This window comes from Chryseolinea serpens, from assembly GCF_900129725.1.
GTDB classification, from domain to species: Bacteria; Bacteroidota; Bacteroidia; order Cytophagales; family Cyclobacteriaceae; genus Chryseolinea; species Chryseolinea serpens.
Window position 1 is genome coordinate 2,910,744 of record NZ_FQWQ01000001.1, and the last position, 25,961, is coordinate 2,936,704.

The 25,961-nt window shown below is 50.9% G+C and carries 24 protein-coding genes and 1 riboswitch; of the genes, 9 read left to right on the forward strand and 15 right to left on the reverse strand.

All coding sequences use genetic code 11. The features are described from left to right. Positions 1-583: 583 nt before the first annotated feature. A complete protein-coding gene (locus BUB30_RS11655; RefSeq protein WP_143164869.1) occupies positions 584-1,747 on the forward strand; it encodes a hypothetical protein in 1,164 nt (387 codons plus the stop codon). Positions 1,748-1,855: 108 nt separating this feature from the next. On the opposite strand, the gene BUB30_RS11660 is transcribed toward BUB30_RS11655, so the two are convergent. Further along, entirely contained in the window at positions 1,856-2,548 is a 693-nt protein-coding gene (locus BUB30_RS11660; protein ID WP_073133815.1) for an NUDIX hydrolase, read from the reverse strand. Positions 2,549-2,654: 106 nt separating this feature from the next. Here BUB30_RS11660 and BUB30_RS11665 point away from each other — a divergent pair, with 106 nt between their 5' ends. Then, complete coding sequence (locus BUB30_RS11665; protein WP_073135101.1) at positions 2,655-4,271, forward strand: carboxylesterase/lipase family protein; 1,617 nt, start codon at positions 2,655-2,657, stop codon at positions 4,269-4,271. Between the two features lie 114 nt (positions 4,272-4,385). Here BUB30_RS11665 and BUB30_RS11670 read toward each other — a convergent pair whose 3' ends face one another. Together BUB30_RS11670 and recF are read right to left on the reverse strand one after the other, a co-directional pair. After that, the gene (locus BUB30_RS11670) at positions 4,386-4,682 is read right to left on the reverse strand and encodes a DciA family protein (protein WP_073133817.1); all 297 of its coding nucleotides are present in this window, start codon (positions 4,680-4,682) and stop codon (positions 4,386-4,388) included. Continuing rightward, positions 4,669-5,778: a DNA replication/repair protein RecF gene (gene recF, locus BUB30_RS11675; RefSeq protein ID WP_073133819.1), complete on the reverse strand. Its 1,110-nt coding sequence runs from the start codon at positions 5,776-5,778 to the stop codon at positions 4,669-4,671. The genes BUB30_RS11670 and recF overlap by 14 nt, the downstream gene beginning before the upstream one ends. Before the next feature lie 75 nt (positions 5,779-5,853). On the opposite strand from recF, the gene pdhA reads away from it, so the two are divergent. The 3 genes from pdhA (at position 5,854) to ribH (ending at position 8,265) form a co-directional block, all read left to right on the forward strand. Next, entirely contained in the window at positions 5,854-6,897 is a 1,044-nt protein-coding gene (gene pdhA, locus BUB30_RS11680; RefSeq protein ID WP_073133821.1) for a pyruvate dehydrogenase (acetyl-transferring) E1 component subunit alpha, read from the forward strand. Positions 6,898-7,019: 122 nt separating this feature from the next. Then, on the forward strand, positions 7,020-7,709 hold the full coding sequence (locus BUB30_RS11685; RefSeq protein WP_073133823.1) for a tetratricopeptide repeat protein: 690 nt from the start codon (positions 7,020-7,022) through the stop codon (positions 7,707-7,709). A gap of 88 nt (positions 7,710-7,797) precedes the next feature. Further along, on the forward strand, positions 7,798-8,265 hold the full coding sequence (gene ribH / locus BUB30_RS11690) for a 6,7-dimethyl-8-ribityllumazine synthase (protein WP_073133825.1): 468 nt from the start codon (positions 7,798-7,800) through the stop codon (positions 8,263-8,265). Positions 8,266-8,267: 2 nt separating this feature from the next. On the opposite strand, the gene BUB30_RS11695 is transcribed toward ribH, so the two are convergent. The 3 genes from BUB30_RS11695 to icd all read right to left on the reverse strand — a co-directional run bounded on the left by BUB30_RS11695 (position 8,268) and on the right by icd (position 13,080). After that, the gene (locus BUB30_RS11695) at positions 8,268-9,359 is read right to left on the reverse strand and encodes a PorP/SprF family type IX secretion system membrane protein (RefSeq protein WP_073133827.1); all 1,092 of its coding nucleotides are present in this window, start codon (positions 9,357-9,359) and stop codon (positions 8,268-8,270) included. Continuing rightward, entirely contained in the window at positions 9,359-11,644 is a 2,286-nt protein-coding gene (locus BUB30_RS11700; protein ID WP_084138036.1) for a T9SS type B sorting domain-containing protein, read from the reverse strand. Before BUB30_RS11700 ends, BUB30_RS11695 begins: the two co-directional genes overlap by 1 nt. A gap of 209 nt (positions 11,645-11,853) precedes the next feature. After that, positions 11,854-13,080, reverse strand: coding sequence for an NADP-dependent isocitrate dehydrogenase (gene icd / locus BUB30_RS11710; RefSeq protein WP_073133832.1), 1,227 nt, complete (start codon positions 13,078-13,080; stop codon positions 11,854-11,856). Positions 13,081-13,205: 125 nt separating this feature from the next. Here icd and BUB30_RS11715 point away from each other — a divergent pair, with 125 nt between their 5' ends. Both BUB30_RS11715 and BUB30_RS11720 read left to right on the forward strand, forming a co-directional pair. Continuing rightward, the gene (locus tag BUB30_RS11715; protein ID WP_073133834.1) at positions 13,206-13,790 is read left to right on the forward strand and encodes a CAP domain-containing protein; all 585 of its coding nucleotides are present in this window, start codon (positions 13,206-13,208) and stop codon (positions 13,788-13,790) included. Positions 13,791-13,930: 140 nt separating this feature from the next. After that, positions 13,931-14,182 carry a hypothetical protein gene (locus tag BUB30_RS11720; RefSeq protein ID WP_073133836.1) on the forward strand — a complete coding sequence of 84 codons (252 nt, stop codon included), beginning with the start codon at positions 13,931-13,933 and terminating at the stop codon, positions 14,180-14,182. 20 nt (positions 14,183-14,202) lie between these two features. On the opposite strand, the gene sucD is transcribed toward BUB30_RS11720, so the two are convergent. From sucD to BUB30_RS11740, 4 genes are all read right to left on the reverse strand, one after another. Continuing rightward, the gene (gene sucD, locus BUB30_RS11725; RefSeq protein ID WP_073133838.1) at positions 14,203-15,087 is read right to left on the reverse strand and encodes a succinate--CoA ligase subunit alpha; all 885 of its coding nucleotides are present in this window, start codon (positions 15,085-15,087) and stop codon (positions 14,203-14,205) included. A gap of 124 nt (positions 15,088-15,211) precedes the next feature. Then, positions 15,212-16,105: a hypothetical protein gene (locus BUB30_RS11730; protein WP_073133840.1), complete on the reverse strand. Its 894-nt coding sequence runs from the start codon at positions 16,103-16,105 to the stop codon at positions 15,212-15,214. A 270-nt stretch (positions 16,106-16,375) separates the two neighbouring features. Continuing rightward, on the reverse strand, positions 16,376-17,266 hold the full coding sequence (locus BUB30_RS11735) for a COG3014 family protein (RefSeq protein WP_073133842.1): 891 nt from the start codon (positions 17,264-17,266) through the stop codon (positions 16,376-16,378). A gap of 50 nt (positions 17,267-17,316) precedes the next feature. After that, a complete protein-coding gene (locus tag BUB30_RS11740) occupies positions 17,317-18,615 on the reverse strand; it encodes a CHASE2 domain-containing protein (RefSeq protein ID WP_073133844.1) in 1,299 nt (432 codons plus the stop codon). A gap of 56 nt (positions 18,616-18,671) precedes the next feature. Between BUB30_RS11740 and meaB the strand changes: the two genes are divergently transcribed. Continuing rightward, on the forward strand, positions 18,672-19,688 hold the full coding sequence (meaB, locus tag BUB30_RS11745) for a methylmalonyl Co-A mutase-associated GTPase MeaB (protein WP_073133846.1): 1,017 nt from the start codon (positions 18,672-18,674) through the stop codon (positions 19,686-19,688). On the opposite strand, the gene BUB30_RS11750 is transcribed toward meaB, so the two are convergent. Genes BUB30_RS11750 through BUB30_RS11760 form a run of 4 tightly spaced genes read right to left on the reverse strand, consistent with a single transcriptional unit; the run spans position 19,661 to position 23,490 of the window. Further along, the gene (locus BUB30_RS11750) at positions 19,661-20,389 is read right to left on the reverse strand and encodes a Dph6-related ATP pyrophosphatase (protein WP_073133848.1); all 729 of its coding nucleotides are present in this window, start codon (positions 20,387-20,389) and stop codon (positions 19,661-19,663) included. The two genes, meaB and BUB30_RS11750, sit on opposite strands and share 28 nt — an antisense overlap. Continuing rightward, positions 20,346-20,474 (reverse strand): C1orf53 family protein, encoded by a 129-nt coding sequence (locus BUB30_RS35130; RefSeq protein ID WP_236849112.1) that lies wholly within the window; start codon positions 20,472-20,474, stop codon positions 20,346-20,348. Before BUB30_RS35130 ends, BUB30_RS11750 begins: the two co-directional genes overlap by 44 nt. A gap of 44 nt (positions 20,475-20,518) precedes the next feature. Continuing rightward, on the reverse strand, positions 20,519-21,562 hold the full coding sequence (locus BUB30_RS11755; RefSeq protein ID WP_143164870.1) for a YncE family protein: 1,044 nt from the start codon (positions 21,560-21,562) through the stop codon (positions 20,519-20,521). 59 nt (positions 21,563-21,621) lie between these two features. Then, the gene (locus BUB30_RS11760; RefSeq protein ID WP_073133852.1) at positions 21,622-23,490 is read right to left on the reverse strand and encodes a TonB-dependent receptor domain-containing protein; all 1,869 of its coding nucleotides are present in this window, start codon (positions 23,488-23,490) and stop codon (positions 21,622-21,624) included. A 94-nt stretch (positions 23,491-23,584) separates the two neighbouring features. After that, positions 23,585-23,798, reverse strand: a riboswitch (cobalamin riboswitch). A gap of 57 nt (positions 23,799-23,855) precedes the next feature. Here BUB30_RS11760 and BUB30_RS11765 point away from each other — a divergent pair. Continuing rightward, positions 23,856-24,992 carry an ABC transporter substrate-binding protein gene (locus tag BUB30_RS11765; RefSeq protein ID WP_073133854.1) on the forward strand — a complete coding sequence of 379 codons (1,137 nt, stop codon included), beginning with the start codon at positions 23,856-23,858 and terminating at the stop codon, positions 24,990-24,992. Between the two features lie 88 nt (positions 24,993-25,080). On the opposite strand, the gene BUB30_RS11770 is transcribed toward BUB30_RS11765, so the two are convergent. Then, entirely contained in the window at positions 25,081-25,959 is an 879-nt protein-coding gene (locus BUB30_RS11770) for a transglutaminase family protein (protein WP_073133856.1), read from the reverse strand. Positions 25,960-25,961: the final 2 nt, after the last annotated feature.

Below are 25,961 nucleotides of genomic sequence, written 5' to 3' on the forward strand. Positions count from 1 at the left end.
ACCGTTAAAGAAGAATTTTTAGTGATTTTATCTGAATTCAAACATTTCATTACATCTCAGGACGTCCCAACATTAAAAAAATTACTGTTTTCAGGGATTTTTACTGCACCCGATCGATAGTGTTTGTAAATTTGCTTGTCAAAAATATTGAAACCGATGGCCCCAAAGATTTGGTTGCCGACTAACCATGAGCGACAAGCCTCTAGTTCTTCCCACAAATCATTTGTTCAATCAGACTACTTCATTCTAAACACTTCTATTTCATGAGATCGATTCTACTTCTTGCGGCTTTCGCAACTTTTTCCATTCATGCTAACGCGCAATGGAATCTTACGTCCGACAATTACACTACGGGCAAGGTCGGTATTGGCATACAGTTTCCTACTTCAAAGCTCGATGTCCGCGACGGAACCATCCAAATGATTCCCAACGCGGCACATGTTAGGACAACCCAGTTGGCCGGGATTTATAGATTTTGATGCATAACCTCACCCATAAATTGATTGTTGTTTGAACCTCCACTATAAATCTATTTTGGTTAGGTAGTCATTCCCATCCGGTATTACTCCTGGCTTTTCGTTTCATGCAAACCCATTACCAAATCCATACAAAAATGAACAGAATCACTCTAACACTCGCATTCACTATTGTGTTGTTCACAACGCAGGCACAATACTGGAGTCCTCCTGCAACCCTCTACGGCAACGTCACCATAACCGGAACTACGACCTCAACAGACTACGATGATGTCACGATTTCAAGAGATAAAGCGCATGCCGGGATTAAAATCATCAATAGCAACGCTACCGGTAGAGCAATCATTAAGATAGGCCAGAATCCCAGTGGTGCCTACGGTATCCTCGTTCATCATAGCGCCTCATTCAGCGAAATTGCGCCCTCTACGCTCACCTATAAACCAAGCAGCACCATGCTGATTGGCTCGGATGTGAATGGGTTGGGGCTGTTGTCAAAAGGCGAAATGCGATTTACGGCCGGTGGTGACGCCGATACCAACCTGAGCATGGTGATAAATTCAAGGGGCAACGTGGCCTTGGGACCGGTCGATGCGGGAATTATGGAAAATACAAATCAAACTGCTGCGCCGTCATATGATGGACTCGATAAAGTGGTGACGGTGTCGACGTCGACATTAGCCGCTCCTTCAACCGCCCGGCCGATCTTTGAATTGGCACGGAATGTCAATTCCTACGGCGATGGCTCGATGGTCGGCGGCATTTATTTTACCAACAGCGGCGGGCAAAGCGATCAGCACCGGCAGGTTGCCGGTATTTGGTCCGAACGAACCAACTATACGACCATTCCAAACGCAACCGGAGGAAGATTGATCTTTATGACAAAAAAGGATGGCCTGGGCACACAAAATAAAATGGCACTCGACCAGGACGGCAATTTGGGAATTGGCATCATCGATACAAAAGGCTATAAACTGGCTGTGGCGGGCAAGATGGTTGCGGAAGAAGTTGTTGTAAAGCTGCGTGCCAACTGGCCCGATTACGTGTTCGAGAGCAATTACAAAATGCCGAGTCTCTTTGAATTGAATGCCTACATACAACAAAATAAGCATTTGCCTGAGATGCCTTCTGCCGCACAGGTCGAAAAAGACGGCATCAACACGGGAGAAATGAATTTGCTACTGCTTAAAAAGGTAGAAGAGCTTACTCTCTATGTCATCGAACAACAGAAAGAAATAGAAGCCCTGAAATCAAAAGTAAATGGTGGTCGGTAATACGCGCGACCACGATAGGATTTTCCATTCGTCAAGATCCACAACAAGGAAGGCCGGCAATTAGCCGGCCTTCTCGTTTTCAGGGAAGATTGGGAATAGAATTTCTGTCTATGTAAAACTATACAGATAAGGCGCCTTATGCGCCTTGCCCGAATACTGCTTGTCGTGTCGTTTCAATCTGCCTGTGGCCAGCATGGCGCGCTGAAATGTCGTGCGCCTTAACTTAGTATCCAGAATAGCTTCATAGACATGTTGCAGTTCTTTCATCGTAAAACGCTGCGGCAGCAAATTACCCCCCACGAGTTTTCGGTCCAGGTTTTCGCGCAATGTGAGCACCGCTTTTTCTACAATGCCTTCGTGGTCTAAAATCAATTTCGGCAACTCCTTTACCGGATACCATCGACAGGAGTCGGAAAGCGCATCGGGCTTTGGCACGACGTCTTTATAATTGATGAGCGCGTAATAAGCTATGGTGATGAAGCGGTCCAGCATCCATGGAAAATCCCGTTCGGGATTGTGACCGTTGGCCTGCAAGATCGTCGCCATCACTTCTGGTTTGTATCTGGCCATCGAACCAAAGGCGTGAAACTGTTCGAGGTAAATGTCGGAGAGCCCCGTGCGCTCCGCCAGTCCACGGCGCACCGCCAAATCCAGGTCTTCGTTGCTTCCCACAAATCCACCAGGCAGGGCAAACAAGCCCGTGTTGTGATATTCCATGATGAGGATCTTCAGCTCGTCGCCGGAAAATCCGAAAACAACCGAATCGTATGCCAAATGTGGCAAAAAGGCCCTTTCCGCCATGAATTTTCAAGTTTGTCCAAAAATAGATGGTATTTTAAAGAAACGCTACCTATTATTGTTACAAAATGAGACAATAATGAAAACGATTACACAAACCGCCTTCGCCATGGTGATGATCATGGCCGTTTCGGCGACCCACGGGATTCGGGCACAAAACAACTTTGGTTTTCCGGTGCAGGTAAAAATTGAGAACGGTACGATTGAAGGACTGTATGACACGAAAACAAGTCTGCAAACCTATTTCGGAGTTCCGTTTGCCAAACCCCCGGTGGGCGATCTTCGCTGGAAGGCACCACAGCCTCTCGACAACTGGACCAATGTGAAAGAGACCAAAGCCTTTGGTCCACGCCCCGTGCAGGGTATTGTTTTTGGCGACATGAATTCTCGTTCAAAAGGGATCAGTGAAGATTGTCTCTACTTGAATGTGTGGTCGCCCGCCAAACGAAACGCCGCGGACTTGCCCGTGCTTGTGTATTTCTATGGTGGTGGTTTTGTGGCAGGCGATGGATCCGAGCCGCGATATGATGGCGCTGCCATGGCGCAGAAGGGTATCGTGGTGGTGACGGTGAACTATCGCTTGGGTCTGTTTGGATTTTTCTCTCACCCGGAATTGAGCAAGGAGTCTCCTTACAAGGCATCGGGTAATTTTGGTTTACTCGATCAGGCCTTTGCTTTGAAGTGGGTGAATAAAAATATTGCTGTGTTCGGCGGTGATCCGAAGAAGGTGACCATTGCAGGGGAATCGGCTGGATCTATTTCGGTGAGCGCGCAGATGGTGTCGCCGTTGTCTAAAGGATTGATTGCGGGCGCTATCGGCGAGAGTGGCTCGGGGATCAGCGCGTTGGCGGCTGTTACTTTGGCCGAAGGAGAGAAACAAGGCTTAGAGTTTGCGACAAAAGCCGGCTATACTTCGCTGGCCCAACTGCGCAAAGCCAGTACCCGCGAACTGTTTGAAGCCTACCAGGAGTCCAAACGTTTTGGCTTTCCCCCGGTGATCGACGGCTACTTCTACACGAAAAACATGGCCGACGTTTTCAAGGCACACGAGCAAGCACAGGTACCGCTGCTGCTGGGATGGAACTCGTCGGAAATTCCGGGAATGGCTTTCATGCAGGGACTGCCCTATTCGGAAGAAAATCTGATCAAGAAAGTAAAGGAGGCTTATCCAAACGATTTTGAGGCTGCACTGAAAGTATATCCGCATGGCAATGCCAAAGAAATCGAGTGGGCCGCTACCAATCTCGCATCCGACAGGTTTATTTCCTACAGCACCTGGAAGTGGTTTGATCTTCATCGCAAAAACAGTAGCCAACCCGTGTACCGCTATCTCTACAGCAAGTTGCGCCCGGCACTGGTGGATAAGGGATTGACACCGGGACTCGCCGGCGGCACACAGCAAGGCGGAATGAAATTCGAACCTCTTGGTGCACCCCATGCCTGCGAGATCGAATACTGCATGGGCAACCTGCCCCTGGTGAAAGAATATCAGTGGACAGCCGATGACTACAAAGTATCGGAGACGATGTTGAATTATTTCGCCAACTTCATCAAGACCGGCAACCCGAACGAGAGCAGTCTGCCGGAGTGGCCGGCCGCACAACCAAACGATGTCACACCGCCCGTCATGATCCTCGACACAGAATCGAAGAGCGTAAAATACGACGACGCACGATATCTTTTCCTTGATAGCCAAGCGGCGAAAGTAGCTAAGCAAGCGCCGTAGGTCTTGTTGCATTTCGCGCGAAGAACAAAGCCGACCGGATGGAGGAGATTTGTTCTTCGCGCCTTTTTGATGATTTATATACGTTAGTCTAAACGATGTATTGCGTGAGCATATCTACATCGCGATAATCTCCGTCACCACACCATCACCAAACTCCTTCTTAAACATTTCCATCACATGGGTCTTATGCATGGAAAAATCATGACGCATCGTCGGTGAATCAAACTCCACAAACAACACTTTATTCTTAATATATATTTTTTTCGTCCGCTTCGCAATCGGCTTTCCTACCATCCGCTCCCACGACGCCAACACATTGGCTTCATCAAATTTATTGTTGAGCCGATAGGAGTTCAGCATCTCGCGGATGGCGTCGCCTACGGATTTGATGTTGTGTTTATTGTCGTTCATACAGCTTCACGTTTCCTTTCTCGATGGTAAATACAGTAGCCTCCACGTGGATTTGGTCCAGCAAGCCTTGGGTGCGGTCGGGACGGGCGTCGGTGATGAAGAGTTGGCCGAGGTCTTCCTTCATGAGCGCCAGCAGGCGGCTGATGCGAAAGTCGTCCAATTTATCAAAAATATCGTCCAAAAGCAGGATAGGCTTGAAGCCTTTGTGCGTTTTCAAGATCTCGAACTGGGCCAGCTTGAGGGCGATCACAAACGATTTCTGTTGTCCTTGCGAGCCCAGCCGTTTCAAGTCGCCTTGTTCGAGGGTGAAAATATAGTCGTCACGATGGATGCCAAAGCTGGTCCGCTGGAGGGCGAGGTCTTTTTGGCGGGTGCCTTGCAACCCCGCGGCAAAATCTTTTTCCTGCAGGGGCGACACGTAGGCAAGATCAGTCACCTCGTTTTCCTCCACGATGAAGCGATAATATTTTCGGAAGACGGGCAAAAACTCTTTCACGAACGCCAGCCGTTTTTCGAAGATGGGCACGCCCCGCTTCACGAGCACCTGGTCGTAGGCATCGAGGGTGAGCCAGTCGGTGAGGCCCTTTTCGTAGGCCATTTTCAGGAAGCTGTTCCGTTGCTTTAGGGCGTGGTTGTATTGGATCAGGTCCTCGAGATAATGCTTGTCCAGTTGCGAGATGATGCCATCGAAAAATTTCCGGCGGGCCTCGCTGCCTTCTTTCACCAGGTCTACGTCGTCGGGCGCCACCAGAATGACGGGGTATTTGCCGATATGGTCGCTCAGCTTTTCGTACTCATTCACGCCTTCGCGGAAAACTTTCTTGGCGCCTTGCTGGACGGAGCTGACGATCTCGTTGGAGGAGTTTCCCGTGCGAAAGCCTCCTTTTACCATAAAATAAGGCTGCTCGTGCTGAATGCAGTGTTGATCCGTGGTGGAGAACGCGCTTTTTGTGAAGGCCAGGTAGAAGATCGCGTCCAGCAAATTGGTCTTGCCGCTGCCGTTTTTGCCTACCAGGACATTGATCCGGGGTGAAAAGGTGAGGTTCGCTTCCGCATAGTTCTTAAAATTGAGCAAATGAAGTTTTTCAAGGTGCATGAGAGAATTACACGGAAAGTTTGGCTAATGTTCGTTTGGGAATTAATTTCGCAGCTCGGATTCAAAAATAGGGATATGCCTACGACAACCAAAGCGAAGAATGAGGCCGCTGTTGCGGCGAAGAGTGATAACCAGGAGTTCTCCAAGGAGACCTATCTCTACTGGTATGAAAGCATGCAGCTGATGCGCAAATTTGAGGAGAAAGCAGGTCAATTGTACGGCATGCAGAAGATCAAAGGCTTTTGCCACCTCTACATCGGTCAGGAGGCTTGCGCCGCCGGCTCCGTTACCGCCCTCCGCAAAGGCGACAAGTGGATCACGGCCTATCGCGACCACGGCCACCCGCTGGCTTTGGGCACCGACCCTAAGGCCATCATGGCCGAGCTCTATGGCAAAGAAACCGGCACCACCAAAGGAAAAGGTGGTTCCATGCACATTTTTGATAAAAACGTAGGTTTTGTCGGCGGCCACGGCATCGTGGGCGCCCAGGTTCCGCTGGGAGCCGGACTGGCCTTCGCCGAAAAATATAACAAGACAGGCAATCTCTGCATCTGCTCCATGGGCGATGGCGCCGTGCGTCAGGGTGCTTTCCACGAGACCCTGAACCTGGCCATGCTCTGGAAGCTGCCGGTGATCTTTGTGATCGAGAACAATGGTTATGCCATGGGAACTTCCGTGCAACGCACTTCGAACGTGACCGACCTGTATACACTTGGTGAGGCTTACGATATGCCTTCCGAACCGGTGGATGGCATGCACCCTGAAGATGTGCACAAGGCTGTAGCCCGTGCAGCCGACCGCGCCCGCAAAGGCGAAGGCCCTACCCTACTCGAATTCAGAACCTATCGCTATAAGGGCCACTCCATGTCCGACCCCCAAAAATACCGGACCAAGGATGAGGTGGAGCAATACAAACAGCGCGATCCCATCGAAATGGTGCGCAAAACCATCCTCGACCGCAAATTTGCCACCGAAAAAGAGCTGGAGGCTATTGATGCCAAGATTGTGGGCCAGGTGGACGAGAGCGTGAAATTTGCCGAAGAGTCCAAATTCCCCGATCCTTCGGAGGCTTTGACGGACGTTTACGTGCAAACGGACTATCCTTTTGTGATGGATTAAGACCCCTTTTTTTAGAAGCATCTAATGTGTAGTTTTGCGCCCCCGACTGGTCGGGGCAAAACGTAATAATGTCACGCAGAACCCGTTCCATTCCGGGTTGAGGCGGAAATAACCTGAATACAATGGCAAAAAAGGAAGAACACAAGCACGAACTTCTCGAAAATCCCGAGGCAATCAAGGACCGTCTAATTGGCGCCGAAAACTGGATTGAAAGCAATCCCAAGATCGTTGTCGGCATCGCGGCCGCTATTCTTTTAGCCGTTGGTGGATATTTTGTTTTCCACTATTATAAGAGCACCCAAAACGTAGAGGCCCAGAAAGAAATGTTCCAGGCCGTCTATTATTTCGAAGCCGACAGCCTGGGCAAGGCATTGGACGGCGACGGAAACAGCTTTGGTTTCCTCCAGATCATCGACAAGTACGGCATTACCGACGCAGGCAAACTGGCCAACTATTATGCCGGTGTTTGCTACCTGAAGCAAGGTAAATATGAGCTGGCCCGTCTTTACCTGGAAGACTTCAGCTCCAACGATCTTCTGGTGCAGGCCCGGGCCTATAGCCTGGTGGGCGACACCTACATGGAAGAACAGAAGTATGAGCATGCTGCCAAATATTACAACAAGGCGGCCAACTACAAGCCGAACAAATATTTTTCACCAGCCTACCTGATGAAGGAAGCCCTGGCCTACGAAAAGCTGAACCAGAACGACAAGGCAAAAGAAGCCTACGAAAAAGTGATCACCCAATATTGGGAGTCGGCGGAGTATCAAAGTGCCCGCAAGTTCAAAGCGCGTTTGGAAAACAATTCTTAAGCATATTTCATTTAATTTCAAGGGATAGATCTTCTATCCCTTTTTTATTTCACCCAATTTTCCTCCAGGAAAAACAAACTACACCCCTATGGCCGGTCCGCTGAAATCTGGAAAAGTAAAATCGGAGGTGTCGCTCTCCAAAAAGAAATTCGCCATCATCGTCGCGGAATGGAACGAAGAGATCACGGAAGCCCTTTATGAAGGCGCCGTGGCGGGACTGACCGCTAACGGTGTAAAAAAAGGACACATCATCCGCAAAAATGTGCCGGGCACGTTCGAGCTTTCGTTGGGTGCGTTGTGGATGGGTGAGAAAAAAGATATCGATGCTGTGATCTGCCTGGGTTGCGTTATTCAGGGCGAGACGCCCCATTTCGACTACATCTGCCAGGGCGTTGCTTACGGTGTTACCGAGGCGGCTTTAAAAACCCGTAAGCCCGTCATCTTTGGCGTGCTCACCACCTTGAATAAACAACAAGCGCTGGATCGCGCGGGTGGCAAATATGGCAACAAGGGTGAGGAAGCCGCGCTCACGGCGATCGGCATGCTCAACTTCTAAAATCATTTTCTTTTCTTGATGGTCATCCGCTTTTTCCGGGGTGTCTTTTTAGCGCGCCATTCGAACACGGCTTGATTGGAGATTCTGCGGGTCTTCCTTACGTAGTTATGGTATTTCCTGACCGCGACTTTCGGGACGAAATAGTTTACGCGAGGTTTGTGGCGGATCTGCAGCGGCGTGGTATTGAGATAACGCGGATTTTTGCGGGCCAGCAGATCGGTGCGATCGTTAAAATCGAAACGGATGGCGACCTCGTGACTGGTCCCCAAGCCAGCCTGGCGTTGACTGGCAAAGAGTTCGTTGCTGTATCCAATCGTCAGATTTTTGTACACCTGGAATGACGTGGCCACGGAAATCACCTTTCCCGTGCGATAGCTTGCCCCAAGCGTTAGCGTTTTGTCGTACGTGTAGTACAACCCTCCTTCCAACAACGAGCTCACCGGATTCAGCGACCGATAGCTGAGCATTGGTTCCAACACGTGTCGCTTGTCGGCAAGGGGGAGTATGCCGTGCACATTGCCGGTGAAGAACGGCTGGAAGAGATTTTTTTGCTCCGATCCCAACCAACCACTAATGCGATTGATAGAGGCGCCCCCGCGCAGATAACGCGAATAGTAGCTGGCACCCGCTGAAAAATCAACGCCGTTCACACCGGTGTACTTCGACATTAAAATAGGATCGCTCCACCCTGTCGCCTGAACGTCTACACGCGAAGGCACGACGCGGTAGTTGTAGTATTCGGCGGCTACACCCAGGGAGAACGACTGGTGACTGGGCAAGATCAGGTGATAGGCAAAGGCGCCGCTGGCAGAAAGGGTTTGCGATACGCCTACATTATCTTGATACACCGCGAGTCCCGTGCCGAAGCGATAGCCATTCACGGGAAGATGTGCACTGAGCAAGGTGGAGTTTGGCGAGCCTTGTATGCCTGTCCAATATTGCCGGCGCGAGAGCGTGATGGATCCGAGCGTATTGCCCGCAACGGATGGGTTATACAAAATTGCATTGGTGAGCTTTTGTGTGAACAGCGGAACGTCCTGGGCATGTACACCCAGGGCGGTTGTGAGAAACAGGATGGTCGCGAGCTGGCGCATCAGTCTTTTACCACCGTTACTACCCTTGAAAATACATGGTTTGCTTCCGCTAGCCTGACGATGCAGACGTAGTTGCCGGCCGGCAGAAAATAGCCATCGACGCGTGCATCCCAGTCGTTGGCGTAGGCCTTTTTCCGGAACACTTCGGTGCCCCAACGGCTGAGGAGCACGACTTCATTATCTGGAAATTTCTCCAGGTTCTCCACGATCAGATATCCGTTTTGAGCATCGCCGTTGGCCGTGATCACGTTCTTGATGTTGCTGGAGGAGATGGCCGCTGTGGCTGCAAGGTGCAACGTACCTGTGCCGGAGCAATTGTTTTCGTCGATGGCGTTCAGCGATACAACATAGGGTCCGGGTTTGTCATAGGTGTGTTCGGGATATTGTCCGGTGGATGCGCCTCCATCACCAAAATTCCATTGCCATTGCGCTAGTGGCACCGTGGTGTTGTAGACCAGCTTGAACGGTTGTCCGGCGATGATGATCTGAGGTCCTTCGATGGTAACGATGGGATTGTTGCGGACGCTGACGGTTTTTGTGGCGGTCGTTCCCGCGCCACATTTGTTCACGCCTACGGCTTGCAGCTGCACCGCTGCGGCGTCTCCGATCTGCTCCCCGATAATTTCAGCAACCTGCTCTTCTTCGCGCACGCTTCGCAGCGACGGGGGGAGGATCCATTGATACTCTGTGGCGTCGGTCCAACCCGATGCTTCGTAGGTATGCGTTGATCCTTGACAAATGGCGTCGTCGCCCGATATGATGCCGGTTCCCCGTGGGACATTGCGGACGGTTACGATGGCGCTTCCCTCCATATCCGTTTCACAGCGTCCGTCGACGGTGGCATGAATCGTGAAGGTGCCGTTGCTGGCGATGGGATTGGGATAGACAAAGGCGCCACCGGGAGATGTCAGGGAGATCCCCGTGGACTGTCCGTCCTGTTCGAGTTCATAGTCCATGCCGGTTTGGCTGTTCACCAGCCCTATCGTTACACCACCATTGCCGAGGCATATTTCACCACCACCGGTGACGGCAAATTGTTTTACTTCAGGCTCGACGGTTGTTGTGACATCAACTGGCGGACCGGCGCACCCATCTTGTTTGGGCACGATCGTATAGGTTACCGTTTTATGTTGCGATCCCTTGTTTGTCAACGCCTGATGTATTACGGCTCCCTGCCCGGATGCAGCCCCTTGTATTTCTGCCGGTGCAGTAGCTGTCCAGTTGTATTGAGCAGCACCTTGTAAGGTGACATCTATATACGCTCCGCTGCAGAGATTGACTGGCGATTGTCTGACGGCAGTTGCTGTGGGGAAAGGCTTGGTCGTGAGGGTGACGGTAGCATCGGCCGCACAAAAGGTAGTGGTGTTACTCACATTGGCCGTCAACAAGGCCGTGCCCGAAAACTGAAAGTTTGCCGGATCGCTGATGGATGCCCGGGGTGACGAAGTAAACCACGAAACGAAAAGATTGCTGGGGTCTGATACCGTTAGTGCGCTGTTGAAGGTGTTCAGATCGACAATGGCACCACCGCCGGCGGCATTAACGCTTTCACAAGCCGTTCGCGTGAGGGGCGATACGACCGGAAGAGGTTTTTCGTGCAAGGAGAAGACTGTAGATTGACTTTGGCAGTCGCCGTTCAATGTGCTTGTCACGATGCATCTGAAATCTTTATTGCCCAGGCCTGCAGCGTTTAAAATGGTGAGCGTATTCGCGTTTGTTCCGTGGTAAGTCGAGCTTCCGGAAGCCATGTCCACAAAGCCCGTCCCCTCGTCGTATTGCCACTGACTTTCCGTTCCTCCGATTGCCCACACGGTGAACGAAAAACTTGTGCCTGCGCCCGAACATACATCTGCACTGGCAGGCGAACTGGCCGAAAGGGATGGTGGCGATACAATCACGACCTGGACCGCATTGCTCGTGCACGGCCGAAAAGAGGGCGGTGTATGGGGAGGCGAAGGGATGCCCGATAGGGAAGCGATCCTTCTGAAATAGTAAGTCCCCGGTGATGTGGGAACGGGAAGATGGGGCGAGCCAACACCCAGTGAAGTGTAGCCGCTGGTCACCGATGAAGTTGACATCTCCCAATCGTAAGTGATTGGTTTTTTATGGACGCTTGTGGCCAGGGATTGGATGATCGTTGACGGTGCGGTTGTTACGCATAACGGCGAAGGCTCGGTGATGTCGTTGGTCATGCCCATACAGGACGACCCCTGACCAAACATAGGCGCATTCGGCGCCACAACCATAAAAAAAACGGGTAGGCAGGTCTGCAGGAACGGCTTCATAATCGATTCGTTTCCCGCAAATTATTTCACACAACTGCAACCACATTTCAGTAGAAAAACCGGAGCGGATTTTTTCGCATCACCAAACATCCCCAGGGCTATGCGTCATGAAAAATGCTATCGCTGTGGGATCGGCACCAAACAAAAAAAGACCACCCTTTTTGGGGTGGCCTTTTCTTGAAGACACACGGTTTTGAACCGCTTGTTTCTTACATTTTATTTACCACTTCCTGGGCAAACTCCGAGCACTTCAGCAGGGTTGCACCTTCCATGAGGCGGTGGAAATCGTAGGTCACACGTTTTGCGTTGATGGCGCCTTCCAATCCTTTCAGGATCAGGTCAGCGGCTTCTTTCCAACCCATGTATTCGAGCATCATGACGCCGGAGAGAATCACCGAGCCGGGGTTCACTTTGTCCTGGCCGGCATATTTGGGTGCCGTGCCGTGGGTAGCTTCGAAGATGGCGTGGCCGGTAACGTAGTTTACGTTTCCACCGGGAGCAATGCCGATACCGCCTACGATGGCTGCCAATGCGTCGGAGATATAATCACCGTTCAGATTCAACGTAGCGACTACCGAATATTCATCGGGACGCAACAAGATTTGTTGCAGGAATGCATCGGCGATGGCGTCTTTGATGATCAGTTTGTGATCGCCTTTTTGGATCACTTGCCAAGGACCACCATCGAGGTCTACGGCTCCAAATTCGCTTTTCGCCAGGGCATATCCCCAGTCGCGGAAACCACCTTCGGTGAACTTCATGATGTTGCCTTTGTGTACGAGCGTAACGCTGGGCAGCTTGTGTTCCAGCGCGTACTTCAGTGCCGAGCGCACCAGGCGTTCCGTTCCGTCTTTGGAAACGGGTTTGATACCGATGCCCGAGTTTTCGGGGAAGCGGATCTTCTTATAGCTTTTCGGGAAGTTGTCTTTCAACAACTGCATGAATTTCTTGTTCTCGTCGGAGCCTTCCTGGAATTCGATGCCGGCATAGATGTCTTCGGTGTTTTCGCGGAAGATGACCATGTCGGTCTTTTGGGGCTCCTTCACGGGTGAAGGCACGCCTTTGAACCACCGTACGGGGCGCACGCACGCATAGAGGTCGAGTTCCTGGCGGAGGGCCACATTGAGGGAGCGAATGCCGCCGCCTACCGGTGTGGTGAGGGGACCTTTGATGCCTACCAAATATTCTCTGAAAACGGTGAGCGTTTCTTCGGGCATCCAGTTGCCGGTTTTGTTAAACGCTTTCTCGCCTGCCAGAACTTCCTTCCAGTTGATCTTACGCTTTCCGCTATAGGCCTTTTCTACCGCTTTGTCGAATACCAGTTGAGATGCAGGCCAAATGTCTACGCCGGTTCCATCGCCTTCAATAAAGGGAATCGTAGGATTATCAGGCACGTTCAGCTTACCGTTGCTGATGCTAATTTTCTGATCGCTCATTGTTTGTAATGCGTTAAAAGTGAATGTTTTGAGATGCCCATTTTTTTGGGCGCGGAAAATTAAAAAATCTCAACCAGAAATGAAGATATTTTTACTCGGCCTGGCGTTTATTGGTAAATTTCTCTATGAAATCGTTTTCCCTTCTTTTGGCGAGCAGCCTGGTGGTGTTTGGCCTGGGCGGCTTCCATGAGCGGCCCTATCCTGTTGCCACGGTCTGCCTTAGTCCAGAAGAGAAGAAGCTATATGACCTGATCATGGTCTATCGCCAGGAAAACCACCTGGAATCGATTCCGCTCTCTGCCAAACTCTCCCAGGTAGCCCAGATCCACGCACGCGATCTCTCCGAGCACTACACCTTCGATCCCAAGAACAAATGCAACCCCCACAGCTGGTCGTCGCATGGAAAATGGACGTCGTGTTGTTACACCAACGATCACAAGAAGGCGTCCTGCATGTGGACCAAGCCACAGGAAATTGCCAGCTATGCGGGCAATGGTTTTGAGATCGCCTATTACAGTTCTATTGGCGCCACGGCCAAGGAAGGACTTGACGGCTGGAAAATAAGTCCCGGTCACAATCCCCTGCTCATCAACAGCGGCAAGTGGGAAAACACAAAATGGAAGGCAATTGGGGTGGGCATTTACAAGGAATACGGGCTGGTATGGTTTGGAGAGGTAGACGATTCCGCCGCCCCCGAAACCTGTCCATAAAAGAGTACTGTTTTGAATTCAGTTTCCCATTCCTGGACTATCCACCACTCTTAAAGGCCCGAATCAGCGATATTTTGAGGTTTTTTTCTCCTGGCTTGCAATTGGCATTTGGATACATAACACAACAAACAAATTGTTTTATGATCCTCAAGTTCATTTTCAGCAAGCTTTCTTTAGAGAGTCAAGTGAAATACCTCAAGAAAAAAGGTGTGGCCCTTGGAACGCGTGTGAAAGATGGCCGCAAAATCTACATCTACATGTTACGGGACCTGTTCGTGGAGGTGATCTACCAAAACGACAACGCCGACCAGAAAGCTGAAAAGCTCAGCATGCTGCGCGGGTTGAAGAACCTGAACGAATACCTGGAAAACGAATTCAGAACTACTTTTTAATAGGAAATGGGGGCCGGCGACTATTTTTTGCCGGCCAATACTTTCACCATGGTTTCGCCAATCTCGGCGGGTGATTCTACCACGGTGATGCCACACTCGCGCATGATCTTCATCTTCGCCGCTGCCGTATCGTCGGCGCCGCCAATGATGGCACCGGCGTGACCCATTCTGCGGCCTGGAGGGGCCGTCTGACCGGCGATAAATCCAACGACAGGTTTCTTATTTCCCGAGTCTTTGATCCAACGGGCTGCTACGGGCTCATAGTTTCCACCGATCTCACCGATCATGACGATGGCGTCGGTTTCGGGGTCGTTCATCAATAATTCTACCGCATCTTTTGTGGGAGTTCCAATGATGGGGTCGCCGCCGATACCGATGGCGGTGGAGATGCCCAGGCCGGCTTTCACGATCTGGTCGGCTGCCTCATAGGTGAGGGTTCCCGACTTGGACACGATGCCGATCCTTCCCTTCTTGAACACAAAGCCGGGCATGATGCCTACTTTAGCTTCGCCAGGGGTGATCACACCGGGGCAGTTGGGGCCGATGAGGGTTACGCCGCCTTTGCTTTGGAGATATTTTTTTGCCGTCATCATATCCTTTACGGGTATGCCTTCGGTGATGGTGATAACTACTTTGATGCCTGCGTCCACGGCCTCCATGATGGCGTCGGCAGCGAAAGCGGGGGGCACGAAGATGATGGACACGTCGGCGCCCGTTTTCTCAACGGCTTCTTTCACGGTGTTGAATACCGGTCTTCCCAAGTGTTCGGTCCCACCTTTCGCAGGCGTTACACCGCCTACTACGTTTGTTCCATATTCAATCATCTGGCCCGCATGAAAGGAGCCTTCGGAACCTGTGAAACCCTGAACGATGACACGGGAATTCTTATTTACCAGTACACTCATGGAAGTTTGTCGTTTGCTTTTGAGAAGCACAAAAATAGGATAATAAACGTTTTGACCAAACGCGCCGGAAACAAGAAAAGCTGCCGGGTGAGGGCAGCTTTTCGTTATTTTTTAGGCGGTCGGTTTACTTTTTAACCAGCTTTTTGATGTTGTTCCGCACCAGGAAGTCGGTGTAGGCCTGTTGGTAGGCGGGCTCAATTTTGGCCGCTTCCTGCAGCGCCGTGCCGGCGTCGATGAGAAGGTTGTTTTGTTCGAAGAAGCCAGCCTGGTAGAGCTTATTGATAGCCGTGTGCTCTGAAGTGGCGGCGGCGAGCTCTGCATAGGTCGCTTTTAGTTTATCCCGGTTTGCCTTGGAAACTTTCTTGAGGGTATAGTCCTTCGATTTCTGATTCTTGTCTGTTTTCGATGTTACGTTCACCACGATGTTGTTTTCGGGGCCAAACACCGGATCGGAGAGATCTATTTCCAGCCACGTGTCGGAAGTTTCGCGTGTAACCAGTTCGTCACCAAACATGGTGTTGAACGTGACAATATAGGGCTTCACTTTCTTCTCGTCGTTCCAACTGATGATCACTTTGTTGCCGAACACGTCGGCATGATCGGCACCAGGCAAGTTGATCTCGATGCGATCAAACCCGCGGTCTACCGCACCCGTTGCGGCCAGGCTATTCTTAGGTGATGTGGCGGAGCTGAGGACGAAATCGGTGTACTTGTTCAATACGCTGGCTTCAGGCTTTACCTGCTTGGCAAAGTCGATCACTTTGTAGGTGCCCGCAGGTTTCTTTACTTCAAAGGGTCTCCCGGCCGGTGTTACCAGACCGATGTATGCGTTTTCTGAAAGCTTCAACTCGTCGGCAGGCTTTAGGTTGGCGCCAACTTTGAGCGGCTGCCAGGCGGAACCGGATTTCAATTCATTCTTGCCTTTGTTGACAAGCACTTTAAAAGCATACTCTTGCGCCTGGACCCGGCCGAGACCGACAAGCATCAGGACTGCCAATGCCAACTTCGTGGATTTCATGATGTAGATGGAGCGTTAAGGGTTTATTTAAAACAAAACTAATACAATCCGAACGAATAGCATATACCGGTAAAAAGCTTCTGGTTCGCTCCTGGCGCGGTCATTTATGCCCAAATCGACGGCTTTATCCGGAAGTAATACGCAAGGCTCGCGAAAGGGTTCGCGCCAAAATGATAAGCGTTTAAACTCCTTGCGATAATTGGCCTCATCGCGAAATGAAAAGGCCGTCCTTTGGAGACGGCCCTTCCTATTTTTAAAACCAGTGTCTTTTTATTTTTTCATGTTGTTGCGCAGCAGGAATTCGTCCAATCCGTCCTGGTAGGTAGGCACGTCGGGAGCCAGTTGGATGGCTTCCTTGTAGGCCGACAGTGCATCGATAAGCAGCTTGTTCTCTTCATAGAAACCGGCCATCAGGTATTTGTTAAGCGCCGTTTGTTCGGTGGCGCTGCTCATGTCGGCTTCCAGCTTCTTTTTTACCGTGGCTTGCTCTGCCGGTGCCAGTCGTTTAATAAGGTGTTGCTTTGATATTTGTTTCGGGTCCGCTTTGGAATACACTTCGACAAGAATAGCATTTTCCTTTGCGTAGTGCGGGTCGTTCAAGTCTATTTTAAAGCTGGTTTCGGGGGTGTCGAATTTCACCAGTTCGTCGTCGAACATGTTCTTCAAGGTTACGACATAGGGGCCCGATGCTTTACTTCCATCCCAGGTGATGATCGCGGTGTTGTTGAAAATACCCGAGTATTGATTTTCGGGGAGCAGAAGTTTGATGGCATAGTTTTCACCGCGGTCTACGGCTCCCGTTGCGCTGAGACGGTCCTTTTTATTTTCGGCCGAATTGCTGCTGAGTATGAAGTCGGTGTATTTGTTGAGTACACCTGTGGAAGGTTTTATTTCGTCCTCCAGTTTCTTCACCGGATAGTTACCCGCCTTCTTTAACTCCAGCGGTGTGCCTTTGCTGTGCACGAGGCCGACATAAGCATTCTCGCTGATCTTCAGTTCATCATTGGCGCGGAGACTGGCGCCCGTTTTCAGGGGTACCCAGTCCGTACCAGACTTTACTTCGTTCGCGCCCTTGGTTGCCAACACCTTGAAGGCATAGTCCTGTGCGGAGGCAAAGGAGGCGACCAGAGCGAAAAGAAGGGTCAATTTCTGCGTTTTCATGATTTTGAGTATTGAGGAGAATAGTTAAAGATACGTTTTTTGGGGGACTCTTAAGGTGTTAATACTTCTTCCTTGTGCCGGGTAAACGGGAGAAAGTGTATAATTTTTTGGATGAGATTTTTGATGACGCTCATATAAATCTCATAAATATCGCCCACGAGGGCCACGGCCGCCAAGGTGAGGGTTACATTCAATTTGAACGAGAACCAATGAAAGATAAATACCATCAATACAGTGTATGCCAAGAGTTGAGTTAACTGCAACAATTTTGTGATACCATCGTACCATGTGGGCCAGCGCGTATTGATTAGCGAAAATAATGCCACGTTGAGGAGGCAGATGATAAAGGCCAGAAGTTCCTCTTGCCAGTCAGCCATTTCGTTGATATAATTTTCATTCAGGATCATGGACACAACGTTGGCGTGTACCACGACACCAAACATGTCGGGATTGGCTTTTCCAGCCATTTTTTTATTCAGGGGCGTATAGAATCTATCGGCCCATGAGGGGTCGCCAAACTCGTTGCCCAGAAATCCCATGATGACAATTTTATCTTTGACCGTGTGGGGCTCAAAACTTTCCTCAAATATTTGCTTGACATCCAGCGCATAAAACCCCAAACTGAATTGTGTTTGCTCGTAGGTGTCCATGATTGTTCCTCTATAATTTATGATCTCTTTGAAATTATCTCTTTTCAGAAATTCCTTTGTCTTTACCGAATCGTAGGCCATCGCCATAGCAACTGAAAAGGCATATTGCGGTTTCCCTTCCTTGTCGTATTGCCGAGGATTAACCTGCCGGCAAGTTTTCGAATCTTCCTGAAAAGCCGCATCTGTGTCTAGGTTGGCGAATCCTTCGCCGTAGGCATTGGCCGAAAAATCAGAACGGCGCAAGGAATCAAAGACACCTTGCGGAAGCAACGTGTCTTTCCGAATTGTCTTGGTGACCAAAATTACATTTCCTGCTTCCTGGATAGCACTGCCCAGCATATAGTTTCCCATAACATCGCGCAAGGCTGCGCAATTAATGGTGTCCCTGGTATTTCCGCGGCAATCGAAGAACGCATCAATGCCGATGATCTTCGGTTTGTATTTGCTGATGATCCGGATCTGCTCTGCAATTTCCCTGCGTGAAAGATTTCCAATATTCACCACAACAATACTGGTGTCTGTCTTTGGCGTTTCGCGAAGCCTCTGAAAAACATAGTCGGTCAACTCTACATCGTTCAGAGCCACTCCGATGGAGTCGAAGGCGTTGAACATTCTCAGGTTGGTGATTCCCACGATGGCCCACATGGCGAGGAAGACGAAGTTCGTTGCAATGAGGCAATCGAGCCAGAATTTTCTCATGATGGTAAGGATGTATGAAGTAAATTTAGAAATTTACCTTGCATTACCATAGCCCCTTGAAGCCACGACCCCGATCAAAGCGCACGCTCACCGAATACACGGAGGGAATCTTTCGTGGCGACCGCGTGCTGCTGGGCCAGGCCATCACGCTCATTGAAAGCACGCTTCCCGACGACCAGGCCCTGGCGGCCCGACTGCTTTCGGCCATCAGCCCCAAGACCGGTGGTGCGATCCGGCTGGGTATTACAGGTGTTCCGGGGGTTGGAAAAAGCACCTTTATCGAGGTTTTGGGCTTGTATCTCATTCAGCAAGGAAAGAAGGTTGGCGTCCTCACGGTCGATCCCAGCAGCCCGTTGACACGAGGAAGCATTTTGGGTGACAAGACCCGCATGGAAGAGCTCTCAAAAAATCCGAACAGCTTTATTCGTCCGTCGTCATCGGGCAATGCTCTTGGCGGTGTGGCACACAAAACGCGGGAGGCAATGCTCTTGTGTGAGGCTGCGGGGTTTGAGGTGATCATTGTCGAGACTGTAGGCGTGGGGCAGTCGGAAGTGTCGGTAAAAAACATGGTCGACTTTTTCCTGTTGCTTATGCTGGCGGGCGCCGGCGACGAGTTGCAGGGCATCAAGAAAGGCATCATGGAAATGGCGGACGCCGTTGCCATCACCAAAGCGGAGGGCGACAATTTTTCGCGCGCACAAGAAGCCCGTGCCGAGTATCAACATGCACTTCATTTGTTTCCACCCGGCCCGTCGGGCTGGACGCCGCGTGTGGTCACCACCTCGGCATTGACGGGCGAAGGCATTGAAGGCATCTGGCATATTGTCGAAGAGCATCATCGCCAGACAAAAACATCGGGATTTCTCGACAGCCTCCGTCAGCAACAAAATGTAGAATGGTTTCGCGAATATTTCAAAGATGCTTTGCAAGCCGATCTCCAAGGGCATGCGCCGCTCAAAGCCTTGCGCAAAACACTGGAACGCGACGTAGAGGCCATGAAGCTGTCGGCCCAGGATGCTGCGCAAAAATTATTGGAGGCCTACCATCAGGCGATACGCGGAAGCAAGTCCTGAAACCAGAACGATTTTTCCACCCGCTCGCTCTCCCCCTGTGCGTTTTTCTTTTGAAAGCTGTACTGCTTCTTCACCACCTCGCCCGTTTTGAACGGCAGTGGTTTCTTAAAAATCGGGCCGTCGTATACCAGCGTGTGATACTCACCGTTCTCACCACACGGGTCCACCCCAGGCCGGAGGCTTTCAGCGAAGGCGGTATCGATCGTATGACCAACCTGGTCTTGTGAAAACTTGTCGGCGTCGGCCGAACAGATCACGGTCTTAAAACCGATCGCGATAAAATCATTCAATAGCTTTTGCGTATCTATTTTCCAGAGCGGATAAACCGAACTCAGCGGCGTGTTCTGCAACAGGTTCTCGCGAAACAGGCGAAGGTCCTCCAAAAAGATATCTCCAAAAACAACTTGCTCGACGCCGCGTCGTGCACACTGTTTGTAGTAGGTGATCATCAGTTTCTCATAGGCATCGTGATCTTCGCTGGGCGGCAGATACAATTTCGTCAGTGGCAAACCCAGGCCGGCGGCTTGTTGTTCGATGAGGACCTCGTGCACGCCATGAAGACCCACGCGCCGGGTTTCCTCGTTCAGGGTGGTATGAAGATCCACCACGTGGTACTCGCCCGACGTGAGGATCTTATATAAAGCGAAAGCGGAGTCTTTACCTCCGCTCCAGCTTATCGTTACTTTTCTTTTTGAATCCATAAGGGCAATGACGGCATCCGTTTTTACAGCAATAACCTCGTTTCAGGTGATAGGCTTCCGTGAACACGACAAAGCCATTTTCCATGTAGTATAATACAGGTTCGTCTTTCTCCTCATGTTCTCCTTCTTTCATCTAAAAACAAAATTGGTAGGGCTGATGCCGGCCGTGAATGTCTTCTTGAGCTTGCCTTCGCTGGTGTAAATATAGACTTTTCCTTCCGAGCTGTAGTTGAGCGCATCGCCAATCCATATTTCGCCGTTATCCGGATCCACGTTCATGCCATATTGGGTTACGACATCCTCGGTCGTGAACAAAGGCGCCGATGGCGCTGTCGTGGCCGTGGTGGAAATCTTGTAGAAGCTTCCGAAGGCGCTATAGATCAAGCCGCTTTTATCAGGTGTAATGGCGAGGTCTGTGTCGACCGAAGTGCCGAGGTTGATGGTTTGTTCTTTTTCGAACGACGATGGATTGATGCGATAGAGCTTGGCGTTGGCATCGTCGTTGGCGAGCACCCAGAGTTTGTTATTGTTGTCGACCACCATGCCCACGGGAACGCCGTCGAGTGCTATGTTGTCGATGAGTGTATTGTTCGAGGGATCGATCACGGCCACATTATGGATGCTGCTGTAGCCCGAGGCCCCTACAAACAATTTATTGCCTGCATAGACGATGTTCTCAATGCCTTCGTCGGTGGGGATCTTTTTTGTCACGGTATTATTCGACAGGTCGATCACCAAAACATAGGAGTCCACGAGATTATAGTTGTCGTCGTAAGGTCCCTGCACCGTGAGATAGCCCTTATTGTCGACCACCTCCATGTAGCGTGGTTGCACGATCTGGTCATCGGAGATCGAGCCCAGTCGTTCGAAGGTATTGGCGTTGGCGATCTCGACCTTGTTGTCGCCATTTACCACGATGTAGGCCTTATCGTCATGGAAGATCATGGACTGCACCACGTCGCCTGCATATTGGCCGGCGGCATTTCTGAAGATATTTTGCTGCAGGGTATCGGCTTGTTCGTTGTAGTAGGTGATGGTGCCGGTGCCCGACAAAAACTTTCCTTCGTTCAACACAAAAGCGCCGTGCTCATATTTACCCTGAGGTTTATCGTCATCATTGTTACAAGCCCATAGTGTCGCTGCCACGAACAGCACGGCGAAAATTCGTCGCATGTTCTTCGTCACATTAAAAAAAGAGGGGGTTTCGGACGGATCCGTTTTGTACTGCATGTTCATTGTTTCTTACGATTTAAGTGATAGGAAATTTTCAAGTTAAAGTTGCGGCCCGGCATGGCCCGGCCGGCATAGAGCTGATAGGTTTTATCGAACAGGTTTTTTACCTGGAAAGAGAGTATGAAATCATGTTGGTTCTGTGTCCACGATTTGTTGAGCGACAAATCGGTCAACACAAAAGGATCGAGGGCATACACCGATGAATTGGATGACTCCGTGTAGCGCTTGCCGGAGTACTGCAAATACACATTAGCCGACCAGGTTTTATAAACGACGCTCACTGTACCCGAACCGGTGTGGAGGGGCGTATAGATCAGTTGCTTGCCCACGGAGGCCGCATCGGTGTCGTCGGTCTCCAGCGTAATCGCCTGCGTGAATTGATAGGACAGCTTGGCGTGGAGCATCACCCTTCCGATGTTGGCCTGGTCTTCGATGCCAGCCTCGATGCCGTCGGTCCGTACTTGCTTCACGTTGCGGGGACGGTAGATGCCTTGCTCCATCGGGATCCATTGGATCCATTGATCGATGTGTTGATAAAATCCGCGGGCATTGACCTTCACGTTGTGATAGCGCCATCCCAGTCCAGCCTCGGCGGCGTAGCTGGTTTCGGGCAGGAGGTCGCGACTGCCGGCTTCCTGCCAATAGCGGTCGTTGAAGGTGGGTGCGCGGAAATTTTTTGAGCCGTTCACACTCAGCAGCCATTGCTGGGCAGCATTCTCGAACAACACCACATCGGCGCCGATGTAGGGCAACAACGGGGCGGTGACGTGCGTAATGAAAGGCTGTCTTACATTGAATGACGCCGACACTTTCTTAAATGTCTTTTGAATGGCAGCGGCCACATCCACACGATCTTCCTCGGGAGACGTGGGCCCATATTCTTTTACCTTGCCGATGATGTGATTCCACTCCGCGCTGCCAGAGATGTTCCATTGATTTTTAAAGGTGTATTGATGGCTGGCGGAAGCAATCCAACGTACCATCTCACTCAGGGTGCCATTGAAAATGATCTTGTCGTCAACAAAACCACCGCCGACCTTCGACAGCCCCTGGGTCGTATTCTGTTCATAAAAAACACTGAGGCGATGATTGCGGTCATCCTGCTCGTCGGTGCTGTTGTGGTTGCCGATGGTGGGCTGAATTTCTTTGTGGGAATCGTTGAACCAATAATCGATGGTGACGCGACGGGCGTTGGAAAAAGAATACTGCGCATGCTGTACGAAGCCTTGTTGCCAATAGGCGGCATGGGGCTGTCGCTCGCCATACCCGGGAATGGGGAAGTCGTTCTTGGCCTGCACGCGATAGAGCGACGATGAGGAAGAAAATTTTCCAACGCGGAACGATCCTTTCAGCGAACTGAAGTACCGACCAAAGCTTCCCACCTCCTGGCTGACGGATAAAATATTCGTTGTCGTTCCCGCGGACGACAGCAACACCGAGCCGCCGAAGGCTCCACTTCCAAAGCGTGCGCTTCCCCCACCGGCATGCACTTTCACATCGTCGAAGGCGATCGTGGGCAAGATGGAGAAGTCGGCCTGGCCAAGCGAGAAGCTGTTGATGTTGATACCATTCCATCGCACGGCCACGTGCGATGGCGATGTGCCGCGCATGCTGATGCCCGACAACATGCCGTTGCCATAGTTTCTAAAATAGACGGGGAATTGAAATGCCAGTATTTCTCCCAGGTGACGCGATGCTTGCTGTGATTGCAAGGCCGAGTCGAGGGCATAGAACTGACCACCGGCCAGGTATTTTTCGTCGGGGAGGCCGTAGACCGTTACGGACTTCAGCACAACGGAGTCGCTCTGGGCTTTCGCAAAGAAGCCGAGGCTGATACATCCCAAAAAAATACCCAATCGCAAAAGCATAGCGCGTTTCATTGCGACGGATGCAAAACCAGACAGAGCCGGAAGCAAGGGCTTTCGAACACTCCTGACCTTTCACCCGAAAGTCAAAAATTAAAGTTTGTAAGGATTGATGGCAGGTCTCCTGGCTTTTCACATCGCTGACGCCTTCCCATCCGCCGGCGGGCGAACAGTGGCTACTAGAGAGTCAGCGATAACTATGTGAATTACAGTTGCGGGGACAGCTCCGGAATTGACTTGGGTCGTACCGGTATTCCCTTTTAATCTCCTGACGCTGGTGCAGCAGGAGAACCGTGAATCCGAGACAAACATACTATGCAATTCTGTAAAACCAAAGAACCTCTCCTTTCCTCTCCTATCTTTGCGGCATGCGATCGACTTTCATCTTCCTCCCTTTTCTTCTACTGGCTGCTTGTTCAACCCGCAAAACAGAAGCGCCACCTCCTCCCGCCAGCACGTCTTCGGCCACGGCGCTGCTTTATGCTGAAGGCTTCACGGTTCGTTATGAAGGTAATGTGAAGCATGTCGAGGTTACACAGCCGTTCCAAGGCGCCACGTCGGGCTACAAATATTTGCTCGTGCCCCGCGATGAGAACATCCCGGCGCATGCCGACGATGAGAAAGTGATCCGCATCCCCTTGCAATCGATCGTATGCACCGCTACGACGCATATTCCGTTGCTCGACTATCTAAATGAAAGCGACAAGCTGACGGGCTTTCCCACCACCGACTACATCAGCTCTGAAAAAATGCGACAGCGGATCGACGCCGGAAAAATACAGGAGCTGGGTGTTGATCAAGGCATGAATTTGGAACGCCTGGCTGTCTTGAAGCCCGACATGGTGATGGGTTACAGCATGAATTCGGACTACGGTCAGTTTAAAAAAATGGAAGAGCTGGGTGTACCAGTGGTGTTGAATGCGGAGTACCTGGAGCGACATCCCCTGGGGCGCGCGGAGTGGATCAAATTTATGGCGCTGTTCTTTAATAAGGAGAAGCTTGCCGACTCCGTGTTTCGATCGATCGAGAAAAGCTATCTCGACACAAAGGCCATGGCCGACAGCGCGAAGTCGCGGCCTACCGTGTTGAGTGGTGTGGTGTATAGCGACGCCTGGTTTCTTCCGGGAGGAAAAAATTATGCTTCCACGATCTTAAACGACGCGGGGTGTAACTATTTGTGGAAGGACGATCCCTCCAGCGGGTGGCTTCAGTTGAGCTTTGAGTCGGTGTATGAAAAGGCGTATGATGCTGATCTTTGGATTGGGTTGGGCAGCTACACTTCGCTTCGCGAGATCGCGGCAGCCGACCGGCGGTATGCGAAGTTCAAGTCTTTTGTTCAAAAGAAGGTCTATAACTATGATGCGCGAAAAGGCGCAAAGGGAGGGAGTGAGTACCTGGAGTTGGGCTATTTACGGCCGGACATCATTTTGCAGGACCTGGTGAAGATCGCGCATCCGGAGCTGCAGCCATGGTATGCGTTGTTTTTTTACCGGGCGTTGGAATAGGATGAATCTTAGAGGCGCCGAGACGCCTGCTTCGCTGAAGCTTCGGCGGGCAGGCAAAGTCAGCACAAAGGTGATTTCGCTTGCGTCCTTAATCCAGGCGTGTCACGTCTACCTTTACGGTCAGATTTTGTTTGCCTGAGCTGAAGACAATACCTTTTATGGGGGCCACGTCGTGATAGTCGCGGCCAAAGGCTACGGTGATGTGATTGTAGGTTGGCAACAAGTTGTTTGTGGGATCAAACTCCACCCAACCGATGGAAGGAAAATAAACCGACACCCAGGCGTGCGATGCATCAGAGCCCACCAGTTTTTCTTTGCCGGGTGGCGGCAGCGTCTCGATATAGCCACTGACATAGCGCGCAGCGAGTCCCATGTTGCGCAGGCAGCTGATCATCAGGTGGGCGAAGTCCTGGCATACACCTTTCTTTGCTTTCACTACAAATTCCACCGGTGTGTTGATGGTGGTGAACCCGGGCTTGAACTCGATGTTCTTATAAATTTTCTGCATCAGTGCGTGGCAGGCCGACCACAGCGTGGCATCTTCCGCAAAACAATCTTCTGAAAATTTCTTTATCTCTTCGCTGTAAGGAATGTACGTCGATGGCAACGTGTATTGAATGATCTCAAACAATTCGTCGTCCTGGGAGGCGAGGCGTTGTTGCATCTCCTTCCACAACACGGGCGAGTCCAGCGCGTGGTCGGCGTTGGGCCGGCCCTCGAGATTTACTTCGCTTTCGGAGACGATCTCCAGGTGATCGTGGTCGGTATAGGAAGAAAAGAACAAGACGGTGTTGCCAAAAAAATCTTTGCGATACGTGAGGTCGTCCGGCGGGGGCTGGATTTTTATTTGCGAAGAGATGCAGGTATGTTGAGGAAGATTCAATGGCGTGAGGCAAACGCGGTTGTGACAGAGACTGACCGGGTCCTGGTAAGTATATTCGGTGACGTGTTTTATTTTGTATCGCATAC